General features: G+C 36.0%; 21 protein-coding genes. 14 read left to right on the top strand and 7 right to left on the bottom strand.

Annotation, left to right across the window (positions count from 1 at the left end; all coding sequences use genetic code 11):
- Positions 1–11: 11 nt before the first annotated feature.
- On the bottom strand, positions 12–782 hold the full coding sequence (locus AC52CF_RS21815) for a rhomboid family intramembrane serine protease (protein WP_496517681.1): 771 nt from the start codon (positions 780–782) through the stop codon (positions 12–14).
- Between the two features lie 245 nt (positions 783–1,027).
- Here AC52CF_RS21815 and AC52CF_RS21810 point away from each other — a divergent pair, with 245 nt between their 5' ends.
- The 7 genes from AC52CF_RS21810 to AC52CF_RS21780 all read left to right on the top strand — a co-directional run bounded on the left by AC52CF_RS21810 (position 1,028) and on the right by AC52CF_RS21780 (position 6,216).
- On the top strand, positions 1,028–1,957 hold the full coding sequence (locus tag AC52CF_RS21810) for a DUF3078 domain-containing protein (RefSeq protein ID WP_496517680.1): 930 nt from the start codon (positions 1,028–1,030) through the stop codon (positions 1,955–1,957).
- Positions 1,958–2,368: 411 nt separating this feature from the next.
- Positions 2,369–2,878 (top strand): hypothetical protein, encoded by a 510-nt coding sequence (locus AC52CF_RS21805; protein WP_496517679.1) that lies wholly within the window; start codon positions 2,369–2,371, stop codon positions 2,876–2,878.
- Positions 2,875–3,222, top strand: coding sequence for a tRNA-binding protein (locus AC52CF_RS21800; RefSeq protein ID WP_496517678.1), 348 nt, complete (start codon positions 2,875–2,877; stop codon positions 3,220–3,222). Before AC52CF_RS21805 ends, AC52CF_RS21800 begins: the two co-directional genes overlap by 4 nt.
- 92 nt (positions 3,223–3,314) lie before the next feature.
- Complete coding sequence (locus AC52CF_RS21795; protein WP_496517677.1) at positions 3,315–4,019, top strand: 3'-5' exonuclease; 705 nt, start codon at positions 3,315–3,317, stop codon at positions 4,017–4,019.
- A gap of 3 nt (positions 4,020–4,022) precedes the next feature.
- Complete coding sequence (locus tag AC52CF_RS21790; protein WP_087711919.1) at positions 4,023–4,349, top strand: SUF system Fe-S cluster assembly protein; 327 nt, start codon at positions 4,023–4,025, stop codon at positions 4,347–4,349.
- A 160-nt stretch (positions 4,350–4,509) separates the two neighbouring features.
- The gene (locus AC52CF_RS21785) at positions 4,510–4,899 is read left to right on the top strand and encodes a hypothetical protein (protein ID WP_496517676.1); all 390 of its coding nucleotides are present in this window, start codon (positions 4,510–4,512) and stop codon (positions 4,897–4,899) included.
- Positions 4,900–4,911: 12 nt separating this feature from the next.
- Entirely contained in the window at positions 4,912–6,216 is a 1,305-nt protein-coding gene (locus AC52CF_RS21780; protein WP_214587698.1) for a C2 family cysteine protease, read from the top strand.
- A gap of 69 nt (positions 6,217–6,285) precedes the next feature.
- On the opposite strand, the gene AC52CF_RS21775 is transcribed toward AC52CF_RS21780, so the two are convergent.
- From AC52CF_RS21775 to AC52CF_RS21765, 3 genes are read right to left on the bottom strand one after another with little or no spacing between them, the layout of a single operon-like run.
- Positions 6,286–7,122: a sulfurtransferase gene (locus tag AC52CF_RS21775; protein WP_496517675.1), complete on the bottom strand. Its 837-nt coding sequence runs from the start codon at positions 7,120–7,122 to the stop codon at positions 6,286–6,288.
- A 9-nt stretch (positions 7,123–7,131) separates the two neighbouring features.
- The gene (locus AC52CF_RS21770; RefSeq protein ID WP_496517674.1) at positions 7,132–8,145 is read right to left on the bottom strand and encodes a tetratricopeptide repeat protein; all 1,014 of its coding nucleotides are present in this window, start codon (positions 8,143–8,145) and stop codon (positions 7,132–7,134) included.
- A 3-nt stretch (positions 8,146–8,148) separates the two neighbouring features.
- A complete protein-coding gene (locus AC52CF_RS21765; protein WP_214587701.1) occupies positions 8,149–8,997 on the bottom strand; it encodes a hydroxymethylglutaryl-CoA lyase in 849 nt (282 codons plus the stop codon).
- Between the two features lie 190 nt (positions 8,998–9,187).
- Between AC52CF_RS21765 and pepT the strand changes: the two genes are divergently transcribed.
- The gene (gene pepT / locus AC52CF_RS21760; RefSeq protein WP_496517673.1) at positions 9,188–10,435 is read left to right on the top strand and encodes a peptidase T; all 1,248 of its coding nucleotides are present in this window, start codon (positions 9,188–9,190) and stop codon (positions 10,433–10,435) included.
- Between the two features lie 113 nt (positions 10,436–10,548).
- On the opposite strand, the gene AC52CF_RS21755 is transcribed toward pepT, so the two are convergent.
- Complete coding sequence (locus tag AC52CF_RS21755; RefSeq protein ID WP_214587703.1) at positions 10,549–11,193, bottom strand: hypothetical protein; 645 nt, start codon at positions 11,191–11,193, stop codon at positions 10,549–10,551.
- Positions 11,194–11,391: 198 nt separating this feature from the next.
- Between AC52CF_RS21755 and AC52CF_RS21750 the strand changes: the two genes are divergently transcribed.
- Positions 11,392–11,679 (top strand): hypothetical protein, encoded by a 288-nt coding sequence (locus AC52CF_RS21750; protein WP_214587704.1) that lies wholly within the window; start codon positions 11,392–11,394, stop codon positions 11,677–11,679.
- 58 nt (positions 11,680–11,737) lie between these two features.
- On the opposite strand, the gene thiL is transcribed toward AC52CF_RS21750, so the two are convergent.
- Positions 11,738–12,799, bottom strand: a complete 1,062-nt coding sequence (gene thiL, locus AC52CF_RS21745) for a thiamine-phosphate kinase (RefSeq protein WP_496517672.1) — start codon at positions 12,797–12,799, stop codon at positions 11,738–11,740.
- A gap of 70 nt (positions 12,800–12,869) precedes the next feature.
- Entirely contained in the window at positions 12,870–13,364 is a 495-nt protein-coding gene (locus AC52CF_RS21740; protein ID WP_214587706.1) for an acyl-CoA thioesterase, read from the bottom strand.
- A 178-nt stretch (positions 13,365–13,542) separates the two neighbouring features.
- Here AC52CF_RS21740 and AC52CF_RS21735 point away from each other — a divergent pair, with 178 nt between their 5' ends.
- The 5 genes from AC52CF_RS21735 to AC52CF_RS21715 all read left to right on the top strand — a co-directional run bounded on the left by AC52CF_RS21735 (position 13,543) and on the right by AC52CF_RS21715 (position 18,175).
- A complete protein-coding gene (locus AC52CF_RS21735; RefSeq protein ID WP_214587707.1) occupies positions 13,543–14,748 on the top strand; it encodes a BaiN/RdsA family NAD(P)/FAD-dependent oxidoreductase in 1,206 nt (401 codons plus the stop codon).
- Positions 14,749–14,765: 17 nt separating this feature from the next.
- Positions 14,766–16,067 (top strand): alpha/beta fold hydrolase, encoded by a 1,302-nt coding sequence (locus AC52CF_RS21730; RefSeq protein WP_496517671.1) that lies wholly within the window; start codon positions 14,766–14,768, stop codon positions 16,065–16,067.
- 15 nt (positions 16,068–16,082) lie between these two features.
- Positions 16,083–16,493 carry an energy transducer TonB gene (locus AC52CF_RS21725; RefSeq protein ID WP_214587709.1) on the top strand — a complete coding sequence of 137 codons (411 nt, stop codon included), beginning with the start codon at positions 16,083–16,085 and terminating at the stop codon, positions 16,491–16,493.
- Positions 16,494–16,622: 129 nt separating this feature from the next.
- Positions 16,623–17,261 (top strand): DUF2306 domain-containing protein, encoded by a 639-nt coding sequence (locus AC52CF_RS21720; protein ID WP_214587710.1) that lies wholly within the window; start codon positions 16,623–16,625, stop codon positions 17,259–17,261.
- Positions 17,258–18,175 (top strand): YARHG domain-containing protein, encoded by a 918-nt coding sequence (locus tag AC52CF_RS21715; protein WP_214587711.1) that lies wholly within the window; start codon positions 17,258–17,260, stop codon positions 18,173–18,175. The genes AC52CF_RS21720 and AC52CF_RS21715 overlap by 4 nt, the downstream gene beginning before the upstream one ends.

The following is an 18,175-nucleotide window of genomic DNA, read 5'->3' as shown; positions in this document are numbered from 1 at the left end:
AATTTTTAAAATTATTTACCTCTCAGTTCATCCAGTCTTTCCCAGATATCGTCTTTCTTTTTGTAAGGCAGCTCCATAAAATCTTCGGGATGGTTTTCTTTGTATTCCTGCCAGAGTTTATCATCTTTTTCACTGTAATAGTTTGGAAATTCCCAGATGAATTTTTTCTTTTTATCGCCTACTTTCTTAAATAAAAGAGCCAGAATTACTCCCACAATTCCACCTGCAAGATGCGCCTGCCATGAAATTTTACTGGGTTCCTGAAGATTGGAGAAAAGTTCTTCGGGAAGCATTCCCCAGATCAGACTTCCATAGTACAGAACGACCAACAGAGAAATCGTGAGCAGTTTCATATTCCATTTAAAAACCCCGCTGAAAAAAAGGAAAAACGCAAGAACATAAACTACTCCACTCGCTCCGATGGTACAGGTATAAAGATAATCTCCCGTCATGATATCTATTGGCGGAAGAAGCCAAACCAAAAATCCTGTAGCGAGCCAGCCCATGATAAACACTTTATTGGCAACCAAAGGATAAAACTGATACAGTAAAAACATAAGCACCGCGATCGGGATAGAGTTTCCCACAATATGTTCTAGATTGCCGTGTAAAAGCGGTGACGTTATAATTCCCAATAAGCCTTCCGGCAACAATGGAATGATCGCCCCGAAACAGCTCTGAAAAAAGCCCTGCATCTGTAAAAAGAAACCCAGCCACATTGCTGCAAGCATAAGCAAAGGATAAAGCAGCGCTTTTTTGGAAATTATATTATTTTTTAACATGAAGATTCTACGTCAAATGAAAAGCCAAGGATAAATTTCGGAAAAATTGTCGATGAAAAATCTGTTCGAAAATTTATTTCAGACAAAAAGTAATTATTTTCACTGCTTTTATACAAAAGTTCTCTGTTTTGTCATTGAAATTTAAAAAGTAAAGGCTGAAAGTCATTCTTAAAACTGAATTTCCTTCCATAAAATTTATATTTAATATTTTTGTAAGGAATTTTGTATAATGAAATCCTGAACTCATGAAGAAGTTTTTATTCACACTCTCTCTTTCTCTGGGAATTTTCGCCAATGCACAGGTTGTTATTACAGACACCGCAACTATTAAAGCAGATACCATTAAACACTGGTCGGTTTTAGGAAAACAGTCGCTGATGATTAATCAGGCCGCTTTCTCAAACTGGGTAGGTGGAGGAGCCAACAATGTAGGATGGCTTGCTGCACTGGATTACAACATTACGTATGAAAAAGATAAAGATCTTTGGGAAAATATCATCCTCTTAAATTACGGACAAAATGATACGAAAGGAGTTGGTGTAAGAAAAACGCAGGATGTTATTAATGTTTCCACAAATTACGGAAAGAAGTTTTCAAAAAGCTGGTATCTTTCCGTAGGAGCAGGTCTGATTTCTCAGTTTTCTGCAGGATATGAGGACGGAAATAATCCGGAAGCAAAAAAAATATCCAATTTTATGGCTCCCGGTTATCTGAATGTCGGGATGGGGATTACCTACAGACCCAATGACAATATTAATGTAACCCTTCGTCCGAGCAACGCGAGATGGGCTTTTGTTTTGGATAGAGATCTTCAGCTTGCAGGAAATTACGGTTTAAAAGCCGATGGCGATTCATCCATTTTACAATATGGTTTTCTGGGAACAGCCTATTATAAATTCAATTTGATGGAGAACGTAAATATTACCAATACAGCATCCGTTTTCTCCAATTATCTGGATCATCCGGAAAGACTGGTTCTTGCGTACGGAATGATCTTAAATTTAAAGGTTAATAAATTTATTTCATCCAATATTACTGTGGATTTAATGTACGACCATAATCAGGTTCAGAAAACACAGCTGAAACAGACATTGGGCGTTGGTTTTGCCTATACTTTAAACAACGGCGTGAAACGTTCCGACAGAAAGGACAGCCAATGGTGGATTAAAAAGTAACCGTCATATTCATACATCAAAAAGAGCCGGATCTAAGATCCGAGCCCTTGAAACTTAAATTGAACTATAACTGTGTAAAAATTCCGGATAATTTAAATTCAGAATCTTTTCACAGTTTGTAGCATAAAATTTAAAATGTTACAAAAAATTCTCGATGTAAAATTGCTTCTGAAAAGTCAGAAAAGTTCCTGTAACATTTTTTCTTTTTTCCTACTAACTCGGCGAGTAAAAATAAAATTTTTCATTATCATTTATGTGTTATTAGCAACCTTCTATTCTTTTTAGGAGGTTTTTTGTTATACATTCAGGATGTTGTTAAAAAAATAAAATATGATGATCTTTAACGAAAATCGAATGAAATAATTCTTAAGTTTCAGGATTTTAATACATTTGTTAAAACATATTTAAAAGATGAATTTCGAACAGGTTGCTTTACATTTAGAAGCTTACAGGGAACACGACCAGATTATTGATGCAGCAGAATACATTATCCGTTCCTTCAATCTCGAACATGAAAATTTCGAAGGATTTGGTCTTCGCGATGAGGTTTTTCCAAACTCTCTTGTCTTAACAGCAGAAGGCGTTTTAGGAGGTTCCCAGAAAGTAATGATCCCTAAAAATTTGTTCGATTTTGATCTGAATCTGGTTTTAAATTTAATTGCCCACGAAATGCTGCATGTACGGCAGAAAGCTCCGGGACACGTTATTCAAGATAAAAGCGAAAGGGAATTTCAGGCATATTACGAAATGCTTTTTCATAAGGTTTTTCCTCAGATTCCTGAAGTATCTGATTTTTATAAAAAAGATTTCGGCAGCAAAGCACTTGAATACTACAAAAGAATGGGCGAAGGTTCTGAACTGCAGAAAAAGTATGCTGAACAGAAACTTGAAGTAGAACAATTAATCAACACATTATCATGATTGTAAAACCCGAAATTTCGTGGGAAGATTTCGAAAAAATAGACATCCGATGCGGAACCATTATTTCTGTGAACGATTTTGAGAAAGCAAGAAACCCATCTTATCAGCTAGAAATAGATTTTGGAGATTTAGGCATTAAAAAATCATCCGCTCAGATTACTTCATTATATCAGAAGGAAGAACTGATCGGTCAGCAGATTTTGGCAGTGGTAAATTTTCCTAAGAAACAGATCGCCAATTTTTTCAGCGAATGTCTGGTTTTGGGTGTTTATGGAGAAGATAAAAAAGACGTTATCCTTTTAACTCCTTCATTGCCGGCAAAGAACGGAATGCAGGTAGGATAAGTTTTTAAAAACATTTGTGAATACAGGAAACCTCACAGGTTTTTGAAACCTGTGAGGTTTAGTTTCTAACAAATCATTACGAAGAATAAAAAATGATACAGCATATTCCTTTAGAAAGAGTTTTATTTCTTGATATTGAAACGGTTCCGGGATTTGGATTGTGGGAAGAACTCTCTGAAACCGAACAGATGCTTTGGGATAAGAAAACGAGATTCCAGAGAAAAGATGAGGTTTCTCCGGGGGAATTTTATGTGGAAAGAGCCGGAATTATGGCAGAATTCGGGAAGATCATCTGCATTACCATCGGAATGATCGAAAAAAACGATACGCTGAAGATCAAAAGCTTTGCGGGTGATGATGAAAAGAAGATGCTTCTGGAATTTGGTGAAATTTTTAACAGCCCGAGACTTCGCGACGTCATTTTATGCGCACATAACGGAAAAGAATTCGACTTTCCGTGGATTGCCAGAAGATATTTAATTAATGGAATGATGCCTCCTACTCCGTTTCAGATGTTCGGAAAAAAGCCTTGGGAAATTCCGCATATCGATACAATGGAACTCTGGAAATTCGGGGATTACAAAAGTTTTGTGTCTCTGGAACTGCTGGCTCATGTTTTCGGAATTCCCACTCCAAAAGATGATATTGACGGCTCAATGGTTTCATCAATCTACTACATAGAGAAAGACTTGCAAAGAATAGTTGACTATTGTGAAAAAGATGTCTTAACTTTGGCGAATATTTTCCGGCGCATGCGTCAGGAAGATTTGTTGAAAAGGTACATCAATTTAGATTAAAAAATGAAATTTACAGACGATCAGATTGCTGACATCGGTGAGGAAATCATCGGTGTTTTAAAAACCGTGTATGACCCTGAAATTCCGGTAGATATCTACGAACTTGGGTTGGTTTATGATGTTCAGATCTCCGATGAAGCGGACGTAAAAATTATCATGACATTAACAACGCCTAACTGTCCGGTTGCAGAAACGCTTCCGCAGGAGGTAAAAGATAAGGTTGCAGAAGTGGAAAATGTAAAAAGTGTAGACTTAGAGCTTACCTTTGAACCAAGCTGGAACAAAGACATGATGAGTGAGGAAGCTAAATTTGAGCTTGGAATGCTTTAAAATTTAATTTCTTCAAATCATTTTTTCCAAAAAAAATAATGAGCTGTTTCATTTTGAAGCAGCTTTTTTTATTTTCCGTTTTTTCCCCATATATATTTCGTGAAATCCCTAACATACAGAATATGAATCTGATATAATTTTGGTTTCAGAAATCAACAGTATGAAAGTCAATACCATCATCGTATCATTCAATAACGGAAGTGTTCCGCCACAGTATGCTTACCGATATCAGATTATATTTTCCGAACAGGACGGAAATGCCGAGCTGAAAATCTTCAGAGGTTACGAAACGGATGAAAAAATGATTGTATCTGAGCAAAGAAAATTCAACACAGAAATTTTTCTTCAGCTTCTTTCTTTAATCAGCAAAATAAAAGATTCTGTAAAAGATCCTTCAATGGTGGGAGGAAGCCAGAGAATGATTGAGGTGAATTCAAAAAAAATCGAGATCCATCCGGATGATGATTTCGGAATTTCTCTGTTCAACCGGTTTTTATATCTGTACAATCCCGATTTCATCAACCAAATTAATTCTAACCTTAACCTTTAAAAACCAATTATCATGGACCAAGCACCTAAAGAACTGTTTGTAGGAGTTATTAATCCTTATGCACTAACTGAAGCGATCACCGGCAGAACATTTGACTGGAAAGACGCAAAATCGTACCAGATTCTTGAAGAAACCCTGGAAACCAATTACGCAGAACTGTTCGACATCAAATTTAATTCTCCTTTGTATGCCGGACTGCAGCTTAACAGCGACAACACTGTAAAAGTTATGAAATCTGATGATATTAAAGTAAGAGCTGCAGATAAGCTGGAAACTGTAAATCTTTCGAATATTAAAACGCTCAATGATCTTTCAGGTACCGGAATAAAAGACCTGAACAGCATCGCTGTAAAAAATGCCAGATTAGACAAAGGCGATGTAAAAGTAGTACTGAATATCCCAAAGCTGAATAACACCATCAGCAATAAAGTACTCTCCCCTTCTATTAAAAATATTATTTTCGGGATGGGAAATGCAAACGGATGGACTCCTGCAGGAACTTCATGGAGCGACAGAGGAAATTTCTTCAACGACGTGACGGAGTATAATGACCCGATTCAGGGTGCAGTAGCCAACTGTTATTTTATTGCCGCTATTTCTGCTATTGCATGGGCAGATCCTTATACTATTCAGCATAAAGTGAGAGCCACCGGAACCGGAGAAACAGACCGTACCAATGCCATCCAGTTTTTTACAAAAGGCGGAGGAAAAGATGCGGCAACAAGACTTGTGGAAGTTACTGATAATACGATCATTAACTCTTCCAACAACAATCCTGTATATTGCAGAAGCAACGATGCGGGAGAAATCTGGCCGGCTGTTTACGAAAAAGCTTTTGCCAAATGGATCACGAATGTAAATGACGATAAACCGGATATTTCTAAAACGGCTTTCGGAGATCCTGCAAAAGCTGTTGCACAACTTACGAACAAAACACCGTATTATTACTACACTTCACCGAGAACAGCGCTTGATCTTTTCGGTGTAGTAAGAGAAAACTCAATGAGCTGCAAGACTATTAATCCGATGGTTGCATGGACGTACGGATCAGGAAAAGATTATACCGGATCTAATATCGTTGGAAATCACGCTTACACGGTTTTAGGCTGGTCTACTTTCAATGGAAAGAACTACATCATCCTGAGAAATCCGTGGGGAGTTACCGAACCGAATGGTTTGAATTCTTATCAGGGACTTATCAGCTTTTTCGACGGAAGTTTCTGGAGACCGATTAACATGATTGGAAACGACGGCGTTTTTGCACTGGAAATCAATTCCTTTAAAAATTATTTTGAAGCTTTAGCTGTTACAAAATAGAGAAAAATTCACCTTTTTATTAACCAACCCTTCACTTCAGCTTTCACAGATTTCGGTCTGTGGAAGCTTTTATAATTCTGTGGCAATTTCTTTCCCTTCTCTTCTGCTCCATTCGCTCCATGATCCTACATACAGATTCGGAATTTTAAAACCTGCGTAATCCAAAGCCAGAATGGTATGACAGGCCGTTACTCCGGAACCACAGTGAATGATCAGATTTTCGGGCTTTCCTTCAAGCAATTTTGAATATTTTTCTCTTAAAATTTCCGGTGAAAGGAAGTTTCCGTTTTCATCAAGATTTTCAGAAAAAGGAATATTGATTGCTCCGGGAATATGTCCTGCAACGAGATCAATTGGTTCAGATTCGCCTCTGTAACGGTATGAATCTCTTACATCTACAACCGTCGATGATTGTTTTGTTAATTCATTTTCAACAGCTTCCAGATCTGAGACAGGAAGAAGCCAGCTTTCTTTATGAATCAGGTCCGCTTTTTCGAAAGATTCTTCACCGGAAGAAAATTCACCTCCTTCTTTTTCAGCATTCTGAAATCCGCCATCCAGAACCTGAACGTTTTCAAAACCGAAAGCTTTCAGCATCCACCAAGCTCTTGCAGCAGCGTTTGATCCGTTTTTATCATCGTAAATAACAATATGGTTATTTTCTGAAATTCCCAGATTTGAAATTGTCTCTGCAAATTTTTTAATTTCCGGAAGAGGGTGTCTTCCTCCAAAAGCAGCGTTCTCTCCAATTTCAGCAAGATCTTTATCCAGATCAATGAATCTCGCTTTTTTGATATGCTTATTCAGATAATTTTGATAAACATCTTTTCCTGCTCTTGCATCAAGAATGATAAGATTTTCTGTTGGAAGATTTTTTAGTTCTGAAGGTGAGATAATGGATTGCATATTTGTTTTTTAATTATGTTCGAAAGAAGCTGCAACTCTGTATTTATTATTAAGAACGTCCGTAATTTCCTTTCTCAGATCTTCCAAAGTAAAACTGGCATCTTTAAAACCGATTGGATAAGTGGAATGTCCGCTTTTCGTTTCTTCACAAATGACGAATTGCGGATCTGTTTTTTCTATCTGAACCGTTTTTTCAATTTTGAATTTACGCTCCACTTTGTCTCCTTTTTCATTAATTAAATATAAAACATACAAAGGCTGAAGCATCTCTTTTGGCTTTTCAAAATATTTATGGATGTTCACAACCTGGTTTTTCCAGTCGAACTGATCCACATTAAGATTTTTGAACTTCATTTCATCCTCCGGAAGCTCTTTATTTTCATAGAAAGTTCTCATTTTCTCAAAATAGGAATCTGCCTCTGAAAATTTATTCTGAACATTTAAAGATTTTATCAGCTTGGTATACAGTTCATATTCTTTTGGCAATGAAGTCAAAGCTTCTTTATAGATTTTCTCAGATTTTGCATACTCTTTCTGCGTGTAATAGAAACTGCCTGCAAATAGGACTATTTTTACATACCAGTTATCTTTATGACGAGATTTCTGAAGGGCTTCCAAAAACGTTTTTTCCTGATTAACAGAATCTTCTCTGATGCTGTAAATCCGTAATTTTTCATAATAAAATTCCGCCAAAGGATCAGACTCCAAACCTTTATTTATATTTTTCAGTGCCTCATCATACTTTTTCTGATACATTTGGGACAATCCGATGTGATAATATACGAGAGCATTATCAAAGCCTTTTTTTAAAGCTTTGTTGTAATATTCTATTGCTTTGTCGTCATTTTCCTCCCTGAAAAAAGCAAATCCCAAATAGTAAAGCTCTTCTCCTGTAAAAGAAGGACTTTCATTTTCAAGCCCGGTTAATTCCTTAAATTTTTCTTCGTTGAACAGTTTTTCTACTTTCTGGGCAAAAACCGCAGAAGAAAAAACAATCAGTATGGTAACAAAAAGCTTAGTCATACCTCAAAAATGAAAAATATCTTTCGCTTTGTTGTAAGAACTTTCGAAGTTCAGCAGATTGAGTTTATGGTCTGCCTTTTCTACGCTCATAAAATTAATTACCTGTTCGGTCGGCATATTTCCCACCAGATCATCTTTCGCCATCGGACAGCCTCCGATTCCTTTGATGGCACTGTCGAATCTCGTACATCCCTGATCGTAAGCGGCTTTCAGCTTAGCATAAGAATCTTCATAACGGTTATGAAAATGTGCTCCGAAATTTATTTCAGGATATTTTGAAGGAATTTTTCCGAACAAAAGAGAAATGGTTTCCGGCGTTGCAACTCCCGTAGTATCAGAAAGTAAAATCTCTTTAACTCCGATTTCAGAAAATCGCTGAGCCCAGAAATCCACGTCTTCCCACTTCCACATTTCGCCGTAAGGATTTCCAAAAGCCATTGAAAAATAAATATTTAGCTGCCTGTTTTCATTTTTTACCAGTTCCAGCATTTTAATAATCTCCTGAAAAGCTTCTTCCTGATTTTTATTCGTATTTCTATGCTGAAAAGTTTCGGAAATGGAAAACGGAAAGCCGATAATGTCTACCGACTGATGTTTTAATGCTTTTTCAGCTCCTCTGTAATTGGCAACAATTGCAGAAACTTTGGTATTGGATCGGGATTTATCGATATTTTCCGCCACCTCATCAGAATCTGCCATTTGCGGAATTGCTTTCGGAGAAACAAAACTCAGACAGTCCAGAACATCAAAACCCACATCCATAAGAGAATTGATATAATCTATTTTTTTATCAGTCGGGATGAATTCTCCCCACCCCTGCATTGCATCACGCGGACATTCTGTAAGAAACATTTTTTACATTTAGATTTTCTCAAATATAATAAAACTAAACAAGTTCTTAAGAGTTATGCAAAAACACTATAAACAACTGATTTTCATTATTTTACACAAATAAAAACACTTCACAGAACGATTATGGAGTACAAATAAGATATTCTGAGCATCAAATTTGCTAACTTTACAGGAAATTTATACCAATATAATGAGCGCAATAGAATTCAGCCCTTTGTGGAAAGAAAAGCTACTGAACCGTTTTCTTAATTACGTAAAAATCTATTCAACCAGCGACGCAGAAAGTGAAACCACTCCTTCTACAGAAAGACAGTGGAATATCGCCAACTACATCACGGAAGAACTGAAAACGATAGGTCTTGAAAATGTATCGATCGATGAAAATGGTTATATCATGGGATATGTTCCTTCTAATCTTGAGAATAATGACAAACCGACCATCGGATTTATTTCGCATTACGATACTTCACCGGATTTCAGCGGAGAGAATGTAAAACCACAGGTTTGGGAAAATTATGACGGAGGAGATCTGGTTTTGAATCAGACAACAGGATTTACTTTATCGCCATCAAAATTTGAAAGTTTAAAAAAATATATCGGTCAGACCTTAATTACCACAGACGGAAATACCCTTCTTGGAGCCGATGACAAAGCAGGCTGTGCAGAAATTGTAACGGCTGCGGAATATTTAATGGCTCATCCGGAAATCAAGCACGGAAGAATTGCCGTTGGATTTACGCCCGATGAAGAAATCGGAAGAGGAGCACATAAGTTTGATGTGGCAAAATTCGGGGCAGAATTTGCTTACACGATGGACGGCGGAGAAGTTGGTGAACTGGAATATGAAAACTTCAACGCTGCAGGAGCAGTGGTAAAAATCCACGGATTGAGCGTTCATCCGGGTTACGCGTACGGAAAAATGATTAACGCCGCTTTACTGGCTTCTGAATTTGCACAGATGCTTCCTGCCAATGAAACGCCTGCAACGACTAAAGGTTTTGACGGTTTTTATCATTTAATGGAGTTAAATGCAGATATTTCTGAGGCTAAATTGCAATACATCATCCGTGATCACGACGCTGATAAATTTGAGGCAAGAAAGAAATTCATGGAAGAAAAAGTAGCTGAATTTAACAAAAAACACGGCGAAGGGACTGCCGAAATTGAAATTAAAGAGCAGTACAGAAACATGAAGCAGCAGTTTGAAGGAAAAATGCACATCGTAGATCTTGCCGCGGCAGCGATGAAAGAAGCAGGAATCGAACCAAAGATTAAAGCAATCCGCGGAGGAACCGATGGAGCGCAGTTATCTTACATGGGACTTCCTTGTCCGAATATTTTTGCGGGAGGAATCAATTTCCACGGACCATATGAATATGTGGCTCTGGAAAGTATGGAGAAAGCAATGGAAGTGATTCTGAATATTGCGAAGGCTTAAAAAGTTCTAATTTATATAACTAATCCGGCTTTGTTGAGCCGGATTTTTTATAACATCTTTAGCAAATCTTTCCTTATATGCTCCAAATCTTGAAAAATTCTCTCTACCTTCATTTACCAACTAAAATTTCTTTCAACATAAGTATTTTCAAAAAGATTCCAAGGAATACTGTCTGCATTTTTTAGAATTATATTGTTCTTTTTATGAACAAAAATTTTTATTAATTCTCCCGCATGATGATACCCGTTTAAAACAATAGCATGAATGAATTCCGAATCCAAAAGACTTAAATATTTTTTAAACTTATCCGCTTTTTCATCCTCCAGAAATGTTAAATCTAAATCATCAAAAATTACCGTATGATCAACTATGATTTGGGCTAAATGTTTTGCGTTATTAAAAGCTGCAAAACTCTTAAACATTTTTTCTGTAGAATTAATATCAGACTCTACGACATCCAAATACACTTTTCTTCCGGAATTTAAATAATAATCCTTCTGATATTGTTTCATTCCCTTCGGAATTTCTATTTCGTATCTTTTGAAAGCTCTTTTCCATTCATCTATTTTAGACAGAATATTATCCTCTGAATATGCCCATAGAAACGAATAAATCTTTTTGTCTTTTTCAAAATAATTATCAATATGCAGATCTTCATTCCGATCATAAAAAATCCAGGAGGTTGTATAGTTGAAAAGGATTGATTCATCTAAAATTTTAGATAAAAAATAATTTTTCTCATCAATAAAGAATCTCATTTGTAAATCATTTGACTGTTGCAAATTAAACAAAAAAACTACTACAAAAGCAGTAGTCGCACGATATTTAAATTCCCTTCACAATACAACTTTTTTGCTTATAATGTTTCTATGATCCACTGATACTAAATTATTCTGAAATTTTTATACATTATTGGTCTGATTTTTGTTGAAAAATCAAAAAAAACATTTTTATAAATGAAAAAGAGATTATATTCAGCAGCAGTGATTCTTTTATTCGGAATCGGAGTATCTGCACAAAAAACAAATTCTGTAAAGCAGGAGGTAAAAAAAGATGCTAAAGCCGTAGGTAAGGCTGCCAAAGACGGGGCAGAATGGACCGGCAAAACCGCAGAAAAAGGTTATGATGCAACCAAAAAAGGCGTTAAAAATGCAGCAAAATGGACCAAAAAAACGGCTAAAAAAGGTGCAGATGCAGTAGACAAATCCTACCAGAATGTAAAAGCAGACATTAAGAAAGATTAATTACTAAGAAAACCACCGCTATTGCAGTGGTTTTTTAATATCTAAACAGTAAAATTATCTATCCTTGCTGATTTCCCAGAAAAGCGTCCCAACCCTGCGCTGTTAAAGCAACCAACTGATTAGAACCTCTTGCCACCATAAAATTTCCGTCTTCTTTTTCAACGGCATGACCAATGATGGTAAAATCCGGATGGTTTTTAATTTTATCAAAATCATTTGGCGAAATCGTGAATAATAATTCGTAATCCTCACCTCCGCTTAAAGCAGCCATCACAGGATTTAAATTGAATTCATCCGCCGTTGTAATCGTTAAATTATCCATCGGAATTTTTTCTTCATACAATCTGAATCCTACTTTCGACTGATCTGAAAGATGAAGAATTTCAGAAGCCAGACCGTCAGAAACATCAATCATAGAAGTTGGCTTGATATCCAGTTGTTCTAAAATCCCTTTTACATCGGTTCTTGCTTCAGGCTTCAACTGTCTTTCCAGAATATAATCGTAGCCTTCCATTTCCGGCTGCATATTCGGATCAGCTAAGAAAACAGCGTGTTCTCTTTCAAGAATCTGAAGTCCCATATAAGCGCCGCCTAAATCTCCGGTTACGACCAAAAGATCGTTTGGTTTTGCCGTATTTCTTTTCACAATATGCTCATCATTCTCCATCCCGATTGCCGTAATGCTCATTACCAAACCGGCATTGGAACTTGTTGTATCTCCGCCAATTAAGTCAACTTTATATCTTGCGCAAGCGGTCTGAATTCCGGAATAGATTTCTTCCAGAGCTTCCACCGGAAAACGATTGGAAACACCAAGAGAAACCAAAATCTGAGTTGGCGTTGCATTCATCGCTGCAATATCACTGAGATTTACAACAACCGCTTTATAACCTAAATGTTTCAAAGGCACATATCCCAGATTGAAATGAACACCTTCCGCCAAAACATCTGTTGTAAGAACCACTTTCTTATTTCCGGGATTAATTACTGCCGCATCATCTCCCACTCCAAGCTCCGAAGATTCGTTGGATAGAGGAAAATGTTCCGTTAAATGTTTAATTAAACCAAATTCTCCGAGTTTGGAAATTGGCGTTAATTCTGGATCTTTATCTTCAAACATATTTTTAATTATAAGTAATAAATAATGGGTAATGAGTAATCTTAAAACAATAAACTCAAAACCTTACATCTTAAACAGCAAATACTGCCGGATCAACATTTTCAGGACGGAAAGGAAGTTTTTTAAAATCTTCCCTCGTTAAAACTACGGTCTCCGGAGATTTATATTTGTTCATAGCTTCCACCACATCATCGGGCGGTGTTGTCATTTTTCTCAGCATCATATCGATCCAGACTCCGGTTGCTTCTGCAGTGGCACAATGCTCGCCATCAGTCGTATAAAACTTGTGTACGAAACGGTAAATAGAACAGTCTTCTGCACAGCCATCAATTTCAAGACTTACGATAACCGTCTGATCTGCATAAATTTCTTTAAAAAAAGAAAATCTTTCGTGCATGATTACCGGACCGATTCCCCATCGGCTCATTTGGGTAACGCCCATTTTTTCCTGCTTCATAAAAGCCATTCTGGTTTGCGCACAATACTGTACGTAAGATGAATTTGCCAGATGTTTGTTGGCATCAAGATCGCTCCAGCGAACTTCAAATGTATGGTAGAATTTCATTTACTTTTTGTTTTAAATATAAATTGTATGATTTTTTATCACAAAAACCATTTTTGGCAGTCAATAATTTCACTGTAAAAATGAAAAATTATATTCCTCAAAATTACTCAAATAAGATGGTTTATAAAAATTGTAGTTTTGCAAAAGTAATCTTGAGCATAAGATTATTAAAAGTATTATGAAACAAATTATCATTATCGGAGGTGGCGCGGCAGGTTTTTTTGCAGCTTCGAATCTTGACGAAACAAAATATAAAATTACCATTCTTGAGCAGAATTCGGATGTTCTTCAGAAAGTAAAAATTTCAGGAGGAGGACGCTGCAATGTGACTCATGCCTGTTTTGACCCCAGAGAACTGGTACAGTTTTATCCCCGCGGAAACAAGGAATTATTAAGTGTTTTCACCAAATTTCAGCCGGGAGATACGATGGACTGGTTTGAGCAAAGAAGTGTTCCGTTAAAAATAGAAAATGATAACCGGGTTTTTCCGGAAAGCAATTCTTCACAAACGATCATCAATACTTTTTTACATGAAATTCAGCAGAAAAATGTTGAAGTGAAAACCAAATGTTCTGTAAAAGAAATTGAAAAATCGGGAGAAAAATATATCGTTAAGACCAGTTTAGGTGATTTTGAAGCTGATTTTATCATTTATACAACCGGAAGCTCGCCAAAATCATTAAAAATGATTGAAAATTTAGGTCATAAAATTATTGATCTGGTTCCGTCGCTTTTTACTTTTAATATTAAAGATGATTTGCTGAAAGATTTAGCCGGAACAAGCTTTGAAATGGCGGAAACTTCCATTCCGAAGCTGAAAACAGAAGAAAGCGGACCTTTGCTTATTACGCATTGGGGACTTTCAGGACCTGCCATTCTGAAAATTTCAGCTTGGGAAGCAATCAATCTGGCGAAAGTAAAATACAATTTTGAAATTGAAGTCAATTTTATTTCAAAATCAATTGATGATGCGGAAGAACTATTTTTAAACTTCAAACAATCCAATCCAAAGAAAACCATCGGACAATCGAAAATATTTGATATTACCAACCGATTCTGGCAGAGAATTCTGGAGGTTTCAAAAGTGGATCTGAATAAACAGATTGCCCAGATTTCAGGAAAAGAAATACAGACCATTCTTGAAAATCTATCCAAAAAGAAATTTAATGTCACCGGAAAATCGACGTTTAAAGATGAATTCGTAACAGCAGGAGGCGTTGATTTAAAGGAAATTAACTTTAAAAATATGTCTTCGAAAATTTTACCTAACTTTTACGTTGCCGGAGAAGTATTAAATGTTGATGCGGTAACCGGCGGATTTAATTTTCAGGCTTGCTGGAGTGAGGCTTGGCTGATTGCGCAGGATTTGAATAATATTAATTAACATAAAAAACATATACAATGAAAAAAATTATTAGCTTACTCATTTTATGGTTATCCTTAGGAATTCAGGCTCAGGATAAACCTGTAGTTTCTTACTGGACGGCAATTACACAATCTTTAAACGTGCAGGATAAACAAAACTGGAAATTTCGGGTATCCGCAAAAATCAGAAAAGAGAACGACAATAATGCCAAATGCGCTATTTGGGCTAGAATTGATAAATTGGATAATAGTACTGGATTCTTTGAAAATCAGGCTTATTCGGATATAAAAGTTACCTCGGAATGGAATTCTTATGAAATAAAAGGAACTGTAAATCCAGATGGAAAAACTCTTAATATTGGTGCATTTGCAGAAGACAACGGAGATTTTTATTTTGATGATTTTAAACTTGAAGTTCTTAATCCTAAAAATGCAAAATGGATGAATATTCCATTAAAAAATGCAGGATTTGAAGAAGAAATAGCTTTCGAAAAAAACTGGGCAGAAGGAATCGGAAGAAATAAAATAACCCATGTAAAAAATTTCAGCATTACTGCTTCCGATAATAAGCCTTTTACCGGAAAAAAATCTTTACTGATTAAAGCACGCAACATCATCGGTAATATGCCTCACGGAAAGTTTGCAGAGGTTAACGGCATCAAAATGTATTATGAAACATATGGTGAAGGAGAACCTCTTTTAATGCTCCACGAAAACGGACAGTCGATCAGCGCATTCATGAATCAGGTTGATGATTTTTCAAAGAAATACAAGGTAATTATCGTTGACTGCAGAGAAAGAGGAAAATCTACTTATGATAAAACAAAAGAGCTTACTTTTGATATTCAGGTGGAAGATCTGAAACAGTTTCTGGATCAGCAAAACATCAAAAAAGTAAAAATCCTAGGTTGGAGCGACGGCGGGATTCTTGCGATTTTAATGGCTTTACAACATCCTGATCTGGTTGATAAAATTGCCTGTTCAGGAGCCAATATATTTCCTGAAGGGGTAACAGATGAGGAATTCAAAGATTCTAAAGAAACACTTGCCCGACTTATCAAAGAAAATAAAAATGGTAAGAATGATGTCTATATCGATCTTTATAATCTGGATTTAAAATATCCTAACTTAAAATATGAAGACCTAAAAGCAATTCAGTGTCCATCTTTGATCATGGCAGGAGATAAAGATGTCATAAAAACGGAGCATACAGTAAAAATTGCTGAATCTATTCCAAAAGGTCAATTAGCAATTATTCCTAATTCGACACATTCGGTTGTTGCAGAAAAACCGGAGCTTTTCAATTCTTTGGTGATGGATTTTTTTGAAGGTAAATAATTTTATAAATATAACATGAAAAAATTACTCGTACTTGTTGTACTAATTAGTTCTATAAAAATTTTTTCACAAGAAACTGTTGTTGTGAAACCAGAAACAAATCCTTCGAACGATACTGTTTATGAAAAGGTAGATAAAATACCTGAATATCCAGGAGGAATAAATGCTTTTAGAACAAATTTCAGCAAAACCTTTGATGGAAGTAAAATAAACGCCAAAGGCATGATAAAGTCTGAAGCGCAATTTGTAATTTCCAAAGAAGGAATTATTACTGATATTGTAATTATTGGTGCCAATAAATCTATGAATAAGGAAATGGAGCGATCGATAAAAGCAATGTCAAAAACAAAATGGATACCTGCAGAAATCAATGGACAGTCCGTTAAGTATAAATTTAAGTTACCTATTACAATGAATTTTGAGTAAGAAAAATAGTAGATAAAGAACGAAATGAAATTTAGTGAAGAATCTTTAATTATTATAACTTAGATTCTTCCTTCGTCAGAATGACAAAGTAGCGGTAATTCTTTCAGCCATGAAACCCTATAATTAAAAATGCTTTCCGTCAAAAAAAATATTTCGAACACCTTTAAAATCCTTTTAGTTATTGGGTTTGGATATTTCTTTTGGCTGATGCTGAAAATTACGTTAGAATATATTCCGATGCGTTCTGATGTGAGTTTTTTAATGATCAAACAGACGGAAGTTACCACCAGACCGGAATATCTTTATTTTTTCTACACTCACGTCTACACAAGCATTTTTGTTTTGCTGAGTGGATTTTTAGCGATTCTCAGACAAGATTTCGCCATAAAAAGTTTCCACAAAAACACCGGAAAGATCTACATTTTTCTGATTTTGCTTTTCGCGGCTCCTTCGGGAATTTATATGGGGGTTTTTGCAAATGGCGGAATTTTATCGAAAATTTCTTTTGTCATTCTCGGTTGTTTGTGGTGGTTTTTCACTTTTAAAGCGTTTCAGTTTGCCCGACAGAAAAAATTTAAAGAACATCAACAATGGATGTGGCGTAGTTTTGCGCTGACACTTTCCGCGGTAACATTAAGAATGTGGAAGGTAATTATTGTATATTTATTCCACCCGAATCCGATGGATGTTTATCAGATTATTGCCTGGCTGGGCTGGATTCCGAACATCTTATTAATTGAATATTTAATTGCAAAAAAATACATATGAAAATTTTAAAATTATCGTTAATCTCCTTATTTACAATTGGTTTAACCGCCTGTAAAAAGGATGTAAAAACAAAAGATCCTTCAAAAGACAGTCTTACAGCAAAGAAGGATTCTGTAGCAGTTCCCGAAGTTTACAAAGAATATTACGGAATTTATATGGGCGATTTTGCAGGAAAAGGAATGATTACCTCCGAAGACGGCGAAACGTATGAAGGTGAAATTTATAAAAGAATTGCCCTGAAAATCAACAGGATTACCAAAGACAGTGTCTACGGACAAAGTATTGTTGATGGAAATCAAAGACCATTCAGAGGCGTTTTTAACGAAACTTCAAAATCTTTTATTCTGGATGAACCCGGAAATGATAAGACCGACGGACGATTTGAGGTAAAATTAAACAACGACAGTCTTACCGGAAGCTGGAATGCCTTTAATAAATCGGCCGTAAAAGCTCCGAATAAAACTTTAAAGCTTGTGAAAAAAGAGTTTGTATACAACCCGAATTTCATGCTGAATGAAAACAACGACCTCATCGACTGGGAAAATCCGAAGGATTTCGTAGAAAAATATACCGATGAAGAAACCGGGAAAACGGAAACCTACACAGAATCTAAAAACAGAATTGCATCAGATGCTGTTTTCAAAATCAATGCTTCCAAGCAGAAACTAACGGAAAAAGATCTTAAAAACCTCCGAAAACTGGATATGGAAATCATTAAAAACGCAGTTTTCGCGAGACACGGCTATGCTTTTAAAAAGCAAACGTATCGAAATTTCTTTGAGCAGACCGACTGGTATATTCCGGTTTCCAATAATGTAGACAGCGAACTTTCTCCTCTTGAAAAGGAAAACGTAGCTTTACTGAACCGCTTCATCAAATACGCTGAAGATAAATACGACAGTTTCGGAAGATAG

The organism is Chryseobacterium sp. 2P (genome assembly GCF_059579425.1).
This window is presented reverse-complemented; position numbering and strand designations above follow the sequence as displayed.